General features: G+C 69.6%; 11 protein-coding genes. 9 read left to right on the forward strand and 2 right to left on the reverse strand.

The annotated features are described in order from the left end of the window. Positions 1-60: 60 nt before the first annotated feature. The 3 genes from FM105_RS02310 (at position 61) to FM105_RS14765 (ending at position 2,702) form a co-directional block, all read left to right on the forward strand. Entirely contained in the window at positions 61-1,437 is a 1,377-nt protein-coding gene (locus FM105_RS02310) for an LLM class flavin-dependent oxidoreductase (protein ID WP_087004033.1), read from the forward strand. Between the two features lie 102 nt (positions 1,438-1,539). Then, positions 1,540-1,947 (forward strand): DUF1707 SHOCT-like domain-containing protein, encoded by a 408-nt coding sequence (locus FM105_RS02315; RefSeq protein ID WP_087004036.1) that lies wholly within the window; start codon positions 1,540-1,542, stop codon positions 1,945-1,947. After that, positions 1,929-2,702 carry a DUF1707 SHOCT-like domain-containing protein gene (locus FM105_RS14765; RefSeq protein ID WP_087004038.1) on the forward strand — a complete coding sequence of 258 codons (774 nt, stop codon included), beginning with the start codon at positions 1,929-1,931 and terminating at the stop codon, positions 2,700-2,702. Before FM105_RS02315 ends, FM105_RS14765 begins: the two co-directional genes overlap by 19 nt. A gap of 35 nt (positions 2,703-2,737) precedes the next feature. Here the strand turns inward: FM105_RS14765 and FM105_RS02325 are convergent, their stop codons facing one another. Further along, positions 2,738-4,276, reverse strand: coding sequence for a DEAD/DEAH box helicase (locus FM105_RS02325; RefSeq protein WP_256970159.1), 1,539 nt, complete (start codon positions 4,274-4,276; stop codon positions 2,738-2,740). A 382-nt stretch (positions 4,277-4,658) separates the two neighbouring features. On the opposite strand from FM105_RS02325, the gene FM105_RS02330 reads away from it, so the two are divergent. Both FM105_RS02330 and panC read left to right on the forward strand, forming a co-directional pair. Next, on the forward strand, positions 4,659-5,714 hold the full coding sequence (locus tag FM105_RS02330; protein WP_087004043.1) for a universal stress protein: 1,056 nt from the start codon (positions 4,659-4,661) through the stop codon (positions 5,712-5,714). A gap of 109 nt (positions 5,715-5,823) precedes the next feature. Beyond that, the gene (gene panC / locus FM105_RS02335; RefSeq protein ID WP_087004046.1) at positions 5,824-6,654 is read left to right on the forward strand and encodes a pantoate--beta-alanine ligase; all 831 of its coding nucleotides are present in this window, start codon (positions 5,824-5,826) and stop codon (positions 6,652-6,654) included. Between the two features lie 77 nt (positions 6,655-6,731). On the opposite strand, the gene FM105_RS02340 is transcribed toward panC, so the two are convergent. Continuing rightward, positions 6,732-8,060 carry a YihY/virulence factor BrkB family protein gene (locus FM105_RS02340; protein WP_256970160.1) on the reverse strand — a complete coding sequence of 443 codons (1,329 nt, stop codon included), beginning with the start codon at positions 8,058-8,060 and terminating at the stop codon, positions 6,732-6,734. A gap of 209 nt (positions 8,061-8,269) precedes the next feature. Between FM105_RS02340 and FM105_RS02345 the strand changes: the two genes are divergently transcribed. The 4 genes from FM105_RS02345 to FM105_RS02355 all read left to right on the forward strand — a co-directional run bounded on the left by FM105_RS02345 (position 8,270) and on the right by FM105_RS02355 (position 12,967). Continuing rightward, positions 8,270-10,003: a glycerol-3-phosphate dehydrogenase/oxidase gene (locus FM105_RS02345; RefSeq protein WP_087004049.1), complete on the forward strand. Its 1,734-nt coding sequence runs from the start codon at positions 8,270-8,272 to the stop codon at positions 10,001-10,003. A 94-nt stretch (positions 10,004-10,097) separates the two neighbouring features. After that, positions 10,098-11,141 (forward strand): universal stress protein, encoded by a 1,044-nt coding sequence (locus FM105_RS02350; protein ID WP_087004051.1) that lies wholly within the window; start codon positions 10,098-10,100, stop codon positions 11,139-11,141. Positions 11,142-11,970: 829 nt separating this feature from the next. Further along, positions 11,971-12,219 (forward strand): hypothetical protein, encoded by a 249-nt coding sequence (locus tag FM105_RS14450; protein WP_143275788.1) that lies wholly within the window; start codon positions 11,971-11,973, stop codon positions 12,217-12,219. A gap of 55 nt (positions 12,220-12,274) precedes the next feature. Next, positions 12,275-12,967, forward strand: a complete 693-nt coding sequence (locus FM105_RS02355; RefSeq protein ID WP_087004054.1) for a hypothetical protein — start codon at positions 12,275-12,277, stop codon at positions 12,965-12,967. Positions 12,968-13,051 lie beyond the last annotated feature (84 nt).

Below are 13,051 nucleotides of genomic sequence, written 5' to 3' on the forward strand. Positions count from 1 at the left end.
CCCCTCGAACCAATCCCTTCGAACCGATCCGCCTCGAACCATTCAGGAGTCCTCCCACCGATGACACAGAAGCCTATCCAGCTCAACGCCTTCGACATGATGGTGCCGGTGCACCAGTCACCGGGCCTGTGGCGGCACCCCGAATCCGGGGTCGCGGACTTCACCCGGCTGTCCTACTGGACGGACGTCGCCCGCACGCTCGAGGACGCGGGCTTCGCGTCGCTCTTCCTCGCGGACATCCCCGGCGTCTACGACGTCTACGGCGGGGGAGCGGATGCGACGTACCGGGGCGGGGTGCAGTTCCCGCTGCTCGACCCGCTCGTCGCGATCCCCGCGATGGCGGCGGTCACCCGGACCCTGGGATTCGGCGTCACCGCGTCCGTCACGTACGAGCAGCCGTATCTGCTCGCACGGACGCTGAGCACGCTCGACCACTTCACGGACGGCCGTGTCGCGTGGAACATCGTGACGAGCTACCAGGATTCCGCGGCACGGAACCTGGGGATGCAGGGGCAGATCCCGCACGACGAGCGATACGATCGTGCAGATGAGTACATGGAGGTCATGTACAAGCTGTTCGAGGGCTCGATCGAGCCGGGCGCAGTGCAGGCGGACGCCGACGCGAACGTCTTCGTCGATCCGGCCAAGGTGCACGACATCGAGCACGAGGGGACGTTCTTCTCCGTTCCTGGCCAGGCGCTCACCGCGCCGGGCCCGCAGCGGACACCGCTGCTCTTCCAGGCGGGGTCGTCGAGCAGGGGCCAGCAGTTCGCGCTCGACCACGCGGAGGCGATCTTCCTGTCCGGCGGCACCACGAAGCTGGTGCGGCGCTGGGTCGACGGGATCCGCGACGGCCTCGAGGAGCGCGGGCGCCCGCGGGACGCCGTGAAGATCTTCACGCTCGCCACCATCGTCGTCGCGGCCACGGATGAGGAGGCGCAGCAGCGGTTCGACGAGTACCGCGAGCACGTCGACACGGAGTCCGCGCTCGCCCTGTTCGGGGGGTGGACGGGGGTGGACCTCGCCGGTGCGGAACCGGATGCGCCGCTGGAATACATCCAGACGGATGCGAACCAGTCCGCTCTCGCGTCCTTCACGACCCTGTCCGACGGGAAGACCTGGACCGTGCGGGACCTCGCGGAGTTCGTCGCGATCGGCGGTCGGGGACCGGTCATCATCGGATCGCCCGCCACCGTGGTCGACGAACTGGAGCGCTGGATGCAGGAGACCGACGTCGACGGCTTCAACGTGTCCGCGGCCGTGCGTCCAGCGGACCTCGAGCGGTTCGGCACGTATGTCACCCCGGAGCTGCGCCGGCGCGGCCTGCTGGCCGACGGCGAGGCCGGTCAGACGGTGCGCGAACGGCTGCTGGGCTCAGGGCCGTGGCTCGCGGACGACCATCAGGGGGCGTCCTACCGGGTCAGCTCTGACGGCTGAGTCGCTGCTGCCGAGGCCCCTGCGGAGGGTCGCACAGACGGACGACGGCCCCCGCCGAACCCGGCTTCGTTCGCCCCGGAGGGCGTGGTCCACAATGGGTGCATGCCCGTCCCGCGTCCCTCTCACCGTCCGTCGTTCGGACAGCGGGACTCCTACCGTGAGGTCCTCTCCGAGGGGTATGCGCACGGGCGATTGAACGACGCGGAGTTCTCCCGGCGCACGGAAGAAGCACTCGCGGCGACGTCGCTCGAGCGCCTCGAAGAGCTCGTCACCGACCTGCCGCGCGGCGACCTGCCGGTCCCCGCAGCACGCGGGCGTGGACATGACGGAGCGTCTGCCGGACGCGGAGGCCGCGGAGGCACCCGGACGGTGCGGCAGTCCGTGGGGGCCGTCATGACGGTGGCCGTACTGGTGGGCCTCGCAGGCGGCGTCTTCGCCGCACCGCTCATCGACGATCCGCAGCCGGGCGACCGTGGGTCGACGCCCAGGGAGTGGCTGAGGGCCGGCTGACCGATGCTCTGTACGAGGAGCGTCTGGCCGGCGTGGAGTCCGCCACGACCTTCGGCGACCTCGATGCACTGGTGGCAGACGTCCCGTTCGAACCCGCCGATGACGCCGAGGCCGCCCGGACCCGTCCGCGCTGGCGGCGGATCACTGCACTGTCCGTCGTCGGAGTCGTGACGGCCGGCGCCGCCTGTGCGGGCGCGCTGCTCGTCCGGGGAGTGAACCCGTTCGCGGGCCCTGCTGCCTCTCAATCTGCATCCGTGGGCGATGACTCGATGGACGACGGGGATCCCGGTGGTCCGTGGGAGCCGCCGCCCATCGCGGAGGAGCTCGACGCCGTCGTCCCCATGGACGAGACGACCGTGGCCGCCGCTCTGGACCGTGCGGCCGAAGCCGGGCTCATGAGCATCGAGCAGATCGTTCTCGACGAGGAGTCGACCAGCGTCATCGGGGTGGACGAGGACGACGAGCTCCGATCCCTCTACCTGCAGACGACGGATGTGGGACGCGTGTCCGATATGGGCGACAGCAGCGACGGCGTGTACCTGGATGAGGACTCACTCGACGTCGATCTGGACGCGGCGATCGAGGAGGCGCGCGGGGCCTCCGACGCGGGGCCGGACCAGGACGTCCGCAGTGTCCTGATCTACCGCGGCGACGGTTCGGCGGAACGCGCGGGCGAGGAGGGGAACCTCCTCCAGGTGTCCTTCTCCGGGGGACCGGACGTCACACTGCGGGCGGCCAACCTCACCGTGCTCTGATGAGAAGCACCGAGCTGTGGTGAGAGCCGCCGCGATCAGTACGAGCGGCTGCGCGACCGACCGGAGTCGCGACCGGCACTGCCGCGACCGGCACTGCCGCGACCGGCACTGCCGCGGCCCGCGGAGCCTCCGGGTCCGCCACCGGCACCGGTGCTGCGACCGCCCTCGGATCCACCGCGAGGGGCACCGCCGGTGCCTCCGCCGGATCCGCCGCGACCGCCTCGGCGACCGCGGCCTCCGCCGCCGGCACCCTGACCGCCACGGCCGCCCTGGCCACCGCGACCGGCCTGACCGCCGCGTCCACCGCGGCCGCCCTGGCCTCCGCGACCCTGCTGCTGCGGCGGGGCCGGGGGAGCAGGCTCCACGTGCGGGGCGATTTCGCCGACCAGGCGAGCGACCTCTGCGGATTCCGCAGTGACCGCGACCGGGGTGACCTGGACCTTGGCCTTGCGCAGCAGCATCTGGGTGTCGCGGCGCTGCTCGGGCAGCATCACCGTGACGACGTCGCCGGCGCTGCCCGCACGCGCTGTGCGGCCCGAACGGTGCAGGTAGGCCTTGTGCTCAGCCGGCGGATCGACGTGGACGACCAGTTCGACGTCATCCACGTGCACACCGCGGGCGGCGACGTCCGTGGCGACGAGCACGCGGGTGCGTCCGCCGCCGAAAGCCGCGAGGTTGCGATCGCGCTGCGGCTGGGACAGATCGCCGTGCAGATCGACGGCGGGGATGCCCTGCTTCGTCAGCTGCTTGGCGTAGCGCTTCGCCTGGTGCTTCGTGCGGGTGAAGAGGATGCGACGGCCCATGCCGGACGCCAGCCGGGCGACGAGATCCTTCTTGTCGTCGTTCGGCACCTCGAAGACGTGGTGGGTCATCGCGGACACGTGGGATTCCGGAGCGTCCACGGAGTGCAGGACCTCGTTGTGGAGGAAGCGGCGCACCAGCTTGTCTACGCCGTTGTCCAGCGTGGCGGAGAAGAACATCCGCTGACCGTCGGTCGGGGTCTTCTGCAGGATGCGCGTGACGCCCGGGAGGAAGCCCAGGTCAGCCATGTGGTCGGCCTCGTCGAGGATCGAGATCTCCACAGCGTCGAGCGTGAGCGCGCGCTGCTGGAGCAGGTCCTCGAGGCGACCGGGGCAGGCCACGACGATGTCGACGCCGCGGCGCAGGACGGAGATCTGCTTGTTCGCGCTCACACCGCCGAACACGGTGGTGGTGCGCATGCCGTACACCTGTGCCAGCGGCGCGATGACCGCGTCGATCTGGGTCGCGAGCTCGCGGGTGGGTGCGAGGATCAGTCCCCGCGGACGCTGCGGCAGGTTCGCGGCGTCCTTCTGGGCGCCCAGGCGGGCGACCATCGGGATGGAGAAGGCGAGCGTCTTGCCGGAGCCCGTCTTGCCGCGGCCCAGGACGTCACGGCCGCCCAGGGTGTCGGGAAGCGTGTCCTGCTGGATGGGGAAGGCGTCGACCTTGCCGTCGGCGGCGAGGGCGCGCGCGACGGGAGTGGGAACGCCCAGTTCGGCGAAGGTGGTCGGTGCAGAAGAAGTCTGTGAAGCGCTGATGGAACAGCCTTTCAACGTGCCGGTGCACGGTGCAGCGCATCTGAGATGACGAAGGACCATGCCGGGGCAGTGGCGGGCACACCGGATGGTGGGCTCGTTCGCCGCAAGGAATGGGCTTCGGAATCGAGAACCGGCAGTCCACACGGTTCGAATGACGAGGCGTCCAAACGACGCAGGGAACCCGTCACCGGGCTCGCAAGTACCCTCACCCTAGCCGACGGGAGGCGGCGGCCCGTCCTCAGCATGCGCACAGGCCTGCGGCGAGGCCGGCGCGCCACGCCCGAGCGCCGTCGCTGATGAGCGCTGCGATCGGCGGCGGCATGCGGCGGATCCAGCCTCGGCGGCATCGTCTTGTCGCCTCTCCACAGTGACGTACATCTCCCGATACCGTGGACCCATGACGGACACGACTGATTCTCCGGCACCCGACGGTTCCACGACGACTGCACGCATCCTGGTCGGCGTCGACGAATCGGAGCACTGCGCGCGCGCCTTCGACATCGCCCTGTCGCTGGCCCAGCGGCGCGGGTGGTCCCTGCGGCTGGTCGCTGCGTACGACCTCCCGCCCTACGACTTCGAGGCGGGCGACCAGATCCTCGGCTCGTTCCGGGACATGGCGTCGGCGGAAGCACGGAAGCCGCTCGATGACATGGTCGAGCAGGCCGAGGCCGCGGGGGTCCCGGTCAGCGCGGACGTGCAGGAGGGGAACGCCGCGCAGGTCCTCATCCGTGAGAGCGAGGAGGCCGCGCTCGCCGTCGTCGGCAAGCGCGGCCGCAATCGGTTCGCCGGCCGCTTCCTGGGCAGCGTGTCCGGCGCGCTCGCGGCGCACTCGGCCTGTCCGACGCTGGTAATCCCCGCGAAGTGGGACGCGGAGGCCTCGGAGGCCCTCTTCGCTCCCCGACAGGATCTGCCGGGCGGCGAGGCGGCGGCGACGGAGCCCGCAGAGCTCGTCTCCGCATCCGGTGCGGAGCGTGAGGACCGCCGTGCGTTCGAGAACGTCGCGGAGGCCCTCAACTTCGACGGAGACGTCATCGCGGCCGTCGACCTGGGGGAGAGCTCCGGTCCCGTCGCCGCCCGCGCTGCGGAGTACGCGGCGATCACGGGTCGCGCGCTGACCCTCGTGGCGGCGGTCCCGATCACCGTCGGCACCCGCTTCCCCTACCCGGGTCAGGGTGCGCTGGAGGTCCGCTCCATGCACGAGTACCGGGCGGAGCACCTCACGTGGATGACCGGCACGATCCGGGAGAAGCACCCGGACCTGGAGGTGCACTGGCGCCTGTTCGACGGCTCGCCCGCCGGTGTCCTGTCGGAGGCCACCCGGACGGCGGCCCTCGTGGTCCTGGGCACCCGCGGGCACGGCGGCTTCAGCGGACTCCTCCTGGGGTCCGTGAGCCAGTCGGTGCTCAGCCGCACCGTGTCACCGGTCCTCGTCGTGCCGACGCAAAACGCCTGACCCGCCGCCGAGGCCCCACCGGCTTCCGCAGTCACGCGGGCTCCGGCGGATTCACCAGCTGCTCTGCTCCCACCGCTCTGTTCTCACCAGTCCCATCAGGAAGGCCCCCATGCCCGAACCGCTCATCGTCCGCACCCGTGAGGAGCTGCGCGCAGCGACCTCCGGGACCGTCGCCCTCGTTCCGACGATGGGAGCGCTGCACGCCGGGCACCTGTCCCTCATGGAGCACGTGCGCCCGCTCGCGGACACCGTCGTCACCTCGATCTTCCTGAATCCCACGCAGTTCGCTCCGGGAGAGGACTTCGACGAGTATCCGCGCACGTTCGATGCCGATGTCCGGAAGTGTGCGACGGTCGGGGTCGACGTGATCTTCGCGCCCACCGTCGAAGTCATGTACCCCGCGGGGCTCGACGGCACGGTGCGGGTGGACCCGGGTCCGCTCGGGCGGATCCTCGAGGGCGAGCACCGCCCCGTCATGTTCCAGGGAGTCCTCACGGTCGTCGCGAAGCTGTTCGGCCTGGTGCGACCGGACATCGCGATCTTCGGGGAGAAGGACTACCAGCAGCTGACCCTGATCCGCCTCATGGCGGAGGAGCTGTGCCTGGGTGTCGAGGTGCTGGGCGGTGACACGGTCCGCGAGGACGACGGCCTCGCGATGAGCTCCCGCAACGCGTACCTGGAGCGGGAGGAGCGTGCGCTCGCCGCGTCGATCGCGGCCGCTCTGCGGGCCGGCATCGACGCTGCCGGTGGCGGAGAGGCCGCCGCGCTCGAGGCCGCTCGCGCCGTCCTGACCGCCCACGGCATCCAGCCCGACTACCTCGTCGTCACGGACCCGGACCTGGGCGAGGCCCGTCCGGGTCAGGAGGCCCGGATGCTGGTCGCAGCCCGGGTCGGGTCGACACGGCTGCTCGACAACGTCGCGGTGCGCCTGGGCGGTTGACGCGACCGGTCAGTGGCGGTTCCGACGGTCGACGTGACTGGGACGCCTCAGGTGACCACGGAGACCGAGGCGACGACTCAGTGGCGGCCGCGCGGGGTCCGACGCAGCTGCGGCGCGATCTTGCGCGTCCGACGCCGGCCGGGAGCCGCACCGTCCTCATCACCGTGACGAGTCTGGCCGGCCTCGGCGCGGTACGCTGCTGACGAGAGCCGGATGGCTCGGCCCCGCTGGACGTCGTCGGCGTACTTCTTCGCCTGGATGTCGCTGGCCTTCGTGCTGCGGACGGGCAGCTGGAGCTCCTCCTCCGCGGGCAGCCCCGCGCGCAGCTGCCTCACACGCTCGATCTCGCTGTCCAACTGGGCGCCGAACAGCAGGGTCGAGTTCATGATGAAGACCCACAGCATGAGGAGGATGACGCCGGTCAGCGCACCGTACGTCGCGTTGTATGTGCCGAACTGCGAGATGTAGAACAAGAATCCCAGCGTCGCGAGGATGGACACGAGGATCGCGACGAGGGCGCCGACGCTCAGCCACCGGAACCGCAGCCCCTTGACGTTCGGGGTCGCGTGGTACAGCAGCGCGACGAGGAGCAGGACGATGAACGCGAGCACGAACCACCGCGCGACGTTCCAGACCGTGAGCGCGATGCCGCCCATCCCGAGCAGGCCTCCCACGGCCTCGGCGATCGGTCCGGAGATGACGAAGACCAGCAGGACCAGGGCGCCCAGGATCAGGATGACCGCGGTCAGCAGGTACATCACCAGGTTGAAGACGATGAGGCCGCGGCCCTCCGGCACTCCGACGACGGTGTTCATGGCGCGGCTGAACGCCTTCACGTAGCCGGACGCCGACCACAGCGCGATGGCGAGGCCGACGATGAGCCCCCAGCCGGGTGCCGGGGTGTCGAGCACGGACTCGAGGAAGGGGCGCACGGAGCTCAGCGTGTCGGTGGGAGCCACCTTCTCCGCCTCATCGAGCACCGAGGTGATGACCGAACCGCCCTGGCCCAGCAGGCTGAGGATCGACACGAGCGCGACCAGGGCGGGGAACACGGACAGCAGTCCGCGGAAGGTGAGGCCGGCGGCGAGGTCGATGGACTCATCCGCGAAGAACTCGCGGAACGCCGTGCGGAGGATGTGGAACCACGCGAACTTGGGCGGGCGGGTCACGGAAGACGGGGGCAGCTGCGTGCCGGCGGTGGTGCCGGTGGTGATGGCAGGTGCGCCCGCTGGTGCCGAGGTCCCCGGGGTGGGCGCCGCGGTTGCGGGCATCACCGCTGTGGCGGGGTCCGCCACCGCCATCGGAGTCGTCGGAGCCGTTGTCGCCGGGATCGCGGCAGTGGTCGCCTCGCCGCCATCGGCCGCGCCGGCTGCGAGGTTGCGGCGGTCGCGCGGGCTGTAGCTCATCGGCGGTCTCCTGGGTCATCGGTGCACTGCGGGGGACGGGGTCCGCTGCGGGATGGCGGAGGCTCCCCGCGCAGCGTCACTCACGTACATATAACCAGGTTCCTTGCCGTTTCTGCGGGGTCTGCGCACGTATTCGGCCATCGTGTCGCCGCACGGATCGTGGCCACTAGGCTGGGGGTCCAGGCCCCCGCGTCGGAACGAGGTCCACCGTGCGCCCCGCCCCGCTGAATCCGCTCACCCGCGCCGCGTCGCTGCGCGCGCTCGACCGCACCTCGCCCGCCACTCCGCTCGACGTCCTCGTGGTCGGCGGCGGGGTGACCGGTGCCGGCATCGCACTGGATGCGGCCTCCCGCGGTCTGAGCGTGGGGATCGTGGAGGCCGCCGATTGGGCGAGCGGCACCTCGTCCCGGTCATCGAAGCTGATCCACGGCGGTCTGCGGTACCTCGAGATGCTCGACTTCCCACTCGTCGTGGAGGCGCTGAAGGAGCGCGACCTGCTGCTGACGCGGATCGCTCCGCACCTCGTGAAGCCGGTGTCCTTCATCCTCCCTTTCGAGAACCCGCTGGCCGATCGCGTCTACGTCGGCTCGGGGGTCACCCTGTATGACGTCATGTCCGCCCGTCTCGGTCAGCGGCGGGCGGTTCCGACCCACCGGCAGCTGGGTGCGACCCAGTCGCGGGAGAGGTTCCCCGGTCTCAGGACGCCCCACGGCGGGATCGAGTACTTCGACGCTCAGGTGGACGACGCCCGCTTCACGCAGGCACTGGTGCGATCAGCGGTGGGCCTGGGGGCCTCGGCGGCGAACTACGCCCGCGTCGTGGACTACCTGCGTGAGGACGCGCAGGGCGCTGCCGGCACCCGCGTCACCGGCGCCCGGATCCGCGACGAGGAGACGGGGGAGGAGATCTCCGTGCACGCGCACGCGACCATCCTCGCGACGGGCGTGTGGACCGGCGAGCAGCAGGACTCCGCCGGCGCGGACACGGGGCTGGAGGTCCTCGCGTCGAAGGGGATCCACGTGACGGTGCCCCGCGACCGGATCGACGCGCCCGCGGGGGCCGGCGTCATCACCCGGACGGAGACCTCGGTCCTCTTCCTCATCCCGTGGGGCGACCTGTGGCTGATCGGGACGACGGACACGCCGTGGCACGAGGACGTCGGCCGCCCCCTCGTGACGGCGACGGACATCGACCGGGTGCTCGAGGCCGCGAACGCCGTGCTGGAGAATCCTCTCACCAGGGAGGATGTCATCGGATCGTTCGCGGGACTGCGACCGCTGCTCCAGCCGGTCGACGGGGCGGAGGACAGTGCGCGGGTCTCCCGCGAGCACGCCGTCATGGAGGTCGCACCGGGCCTCAGCGCGATCGCGGGCGGCAAGTTCACGACCTACCGGGTGATGGCGGCCGACGCGGTGGACTTCGCCGTGCGCAGCCGGTTCCCCCGGTCGCGGTCGCGCACCGAGGACCTCCCGCTGCTGGGCGCGGACGGCGCGGAGCTGTCCGCATCGCGCAGGTCGCTGCTGCTGGCGAACCGCGACCTGCGCGCCCACGGCTGGGACGAGGCCCGACTCGACAGGCTGCTGTCCCGGTACGGCGGGCGGCTGGCGGACCTGCTCGCGCTGATCGATGCGGATCCCGCGCTCGCCCATCCTCTGCCGGGGGCCGAGCACTGCACCGCCGCCGAGGTCGTCTACGCCGCCCGCGCCGAGGGCGCCCTGCACCTGGAGGACGTCCTGCACCGCCGGCTGCGGCTCGAGTTCGAGGTGCCCGACCGCGGTGTGGCCGCGGCGGAGGCGTCTGCCCGGCTGGTCGCTCCCGTGCTCGGGTGGGATGAGGCGCGAGCGGCCGAGGAGGTCGCGCGGTTCACCCGAGAGGTCGAGTCCCGGCTGCGCGCTGAGGCGGCGGCGACCGACGCCGAGGCCGTGGCCGCTGCGGGCGGCTGACCCGCCGTCACCGCCGCGTGTGAGCGCCGAGACGCAGAGTCTCAGTCCTGTCACGGGTCTACAAATCAGCTGTGCAGAAGAGTAAAATCGTGACATGAACGACATGCGCGAATCCACGGTCAGAGATCAGGTGCTGGTGGGCGTCGACGGATCCGCCAACAGCGCACGAGCGTTCGAGGTGGCGCTCGCCATTGCGAAGAGGCAGGGCTGGAGCATGCGGTTGGTCGGCTGCTACAGCGTGACGTTCGCCGACCACGAATCGGGGCTGACGGTCTCGGAGAACTTCCGCAGGGCGATGGAGTCCAACGCGCGTCACCCGCTTGAGGCGTTCGCGGAGCAGGCGAAGGCCGACGGCATCGAGGCGAGCTTCGCCACCTACGACGAGCACGCCGCAGATGCACTCGTGCGTGAGAGTGCCACCGCCCGCCTCGCGGTCGTCGGCAAGAGGGGACGCAATAGGTTCGCCGGCCGGTTCCTCGGCAGTGTGTCCGCAGCTCTGGCCGCGCATGGGCACTGTCCGGCGCTCATCATCCCGGAGAGATGGGAGACACCGGATGCCAGCAGGATCTTCGCACCGGGGCAGGATCAGCCGGGCGGCGAGCATGCGGCGACGGAGCCGACGGAGCTCCTCTCCGAGTCGACTCCGCCCAAGCCGCGGCGGAAGGCGTTCCACAATGTCGCGGACCAGATGAACTTCCGGCAGGAGATCGTCGTCGGCATCGATCTGGGTGAGCCCTCCCGCCGCATCGCGCTCGCCGCAGCACGGTTCGCGGAGATGTTCGGTCGCTCCCTCACGCTCGTGTCCGCCACGCCGCTGAACGCGGATGCGTGGTATCCGAACCCGGTCGAGCACAACATCGACATCCCCAGCATCCGCTCGCGCTACACGGATCACCTCTCCACGCTGGTGACGATCGTCAAGGACCGGCATCCGGACCTCGACGTCCACTGGCGCTTCTATGACGGAACGCCTGCGGGCGTGCTGTCGGAGGCAACGCGATCGGCGTCGGTGGTCGCGCTCGGAACCCGCGGCCACGGAGGGTTCACCGGTCTGCTCATGGGCTCGGTCAGCCAGTCCGTGCTCAATCGCAGCGCCTCGCCGGTCCTAGTGGTGCCCACGCTGAAGAACACGGTGTGACCGGGCATCACCTGCACTGCTGTAAAAACTTCGGGAATTCTTGTGAAGAACTCTTGTGGCACCGAAATGGTCGTGTTACTGTAAATGTGATTTCTTCCACACGCTCCAATCTTCGGAGCTCTGAGAATGAGTCACTCGGGTTCAATCTCGAGTCAAGCGAGTTGAATGCCGGATCATCGGCATCTGCGGCCAGTAGATGATCTGCGGCCAAGCAGAAAGGGGGGCGAGAACGATGAAATACGATGCAACGAAGCTCGTATCCGCGACAGGCGGACCGTCCCTTGGTGCACACGGAGGCAGAGCCCTCCCGCTGCTGGAGCGGCGCGCTTTCCACCGCGCTCATTAACGGTACTCGCCGTGGCGCGGGTGCAGTGCCTCCACGTGGGCGTAGAGCCTCCAAGGGCGCGTTCGTCGTGCACAGCCATCGCGTTTCCCCCGATCGAGCAGGGCCTCAGTGGTTTTGCAGGCGGGTGGCCTGCGCGTCAGGCGTGCGCAGCATGATGCACTCAGTGTGAGACTCGTCGTCTGAACTCTGCTTCTGCACTGTGCAGACCTATCTGAGGTCGTCGCCACCTGTCTTGGCGTCGCTGCCACGTGGCAGCGGTGTTCGGATCGAGCCCCGCTCTCGGTCATGTGCTTCACGGTCAATGCGGACGTCTGAGTCAGTGCGTGATCTCTCTTCGAATCATTTACGCCACTTCATGACATTGTCGACTTCGGCCTTCAGGCTGAATATCTGAGGCATTTAGTCAGTGGTCATGATTCGCTTCTTCCGTCATTCTCGACGGGCTATTAGTTATGCCCGAAAACAACTTTCTGAGGGTTCCTCATGTCCGTTTCCCGTCTTTATCCGATTCCGAACCGCATCGCTCTGTCCGTTGGCCTCGCACTGGTCCGCTGGGCGAGGAGTACGACTCGCGCTGCTGCGCCGGGACGTGGTCCTGTGCCTGTGCGTGCCGATCGTGATGATGAGGTCGACCATGTGACGGCGATCCGTCGCCACCAGGTCGAGCGCCAGATCGAGCGTGACCGCGATGCCGCCATGCGTCGCTACCTCACGCTGCCTCGTCAGCCATGAGAGGCCATGCGCTCACAGCATCTGAAGGATGTCCGAGCGTGCTTATATTTCTCGTATGGACGAACACGGGCCGGCCGATCACGAGGTGTACGAGACTTATGAGTCGGAGGCGCCCGTGACTCTCGAGCCAGAAGACGTCCCGCCAGAGAGGCGACACGAATTCCGCTTCGATCCTGTCCTCACGATGTTCGACGGCCCGTGGATCGTGCGGCGGTCTCCCGGAATGGGGACTGCCGTGCGGTGCGCGGCGATCACATTCCTTCTCGCGATCATCGCGCTGATCGCCACCGACCGGACCATCGGCCCCGGGATACTCGACGGGAACATCGTCATGGGGACGCTCATCCTCGGGGCGCTCGCGACCGCGCTGCTGTGGGTACTGGCCGGCGGACTCATGCGGGGGCGCGCACTCCACGTCCCGTCCGGTCGCCGGTACGCGCGGGTCCAGGTCCGCGGATCGGGGGACCACGGGTTCGCCGCGCGAACGTTCACAGAGGTCGCGGCCGGAACGGCCACAGCCGCATCAGTGGTGGGCGACGGACGGATCGGCGCCGACATCGGCGTCGTCCATACCCGCGTCTATCAGTGCAGCAGGCCCGCCGAGGTCTGGGCAGCGGTCCATTTCGTCGCACCCGACGGCGTCATCACCGCCTGGCCGCCCGTGCCGATCACATTCGATGAGGCCATCGCGCTGACGCCGGCGAATAGTGGATCCACGGCAGTGGACGTGAGCGCGATCGGGGACTGACAGGGCGCGACGCCGGTCGGGTGTGCTGGCAGAAGGTGGGTCACGGCTCGGTAGCGCCGGGTGGTCGGGTGGCCCGGTGGCCCG

The organism is Brevibacterium yomogidense (assembly GCF_900163715.1).
Taxonomy (GTDB): Bacteria; Actinomycetota; Actinomycetes; order Actinomycetales; family Brevibacteriaceae; genus Brevibacterium; species Brevibacterium yomogidense_A.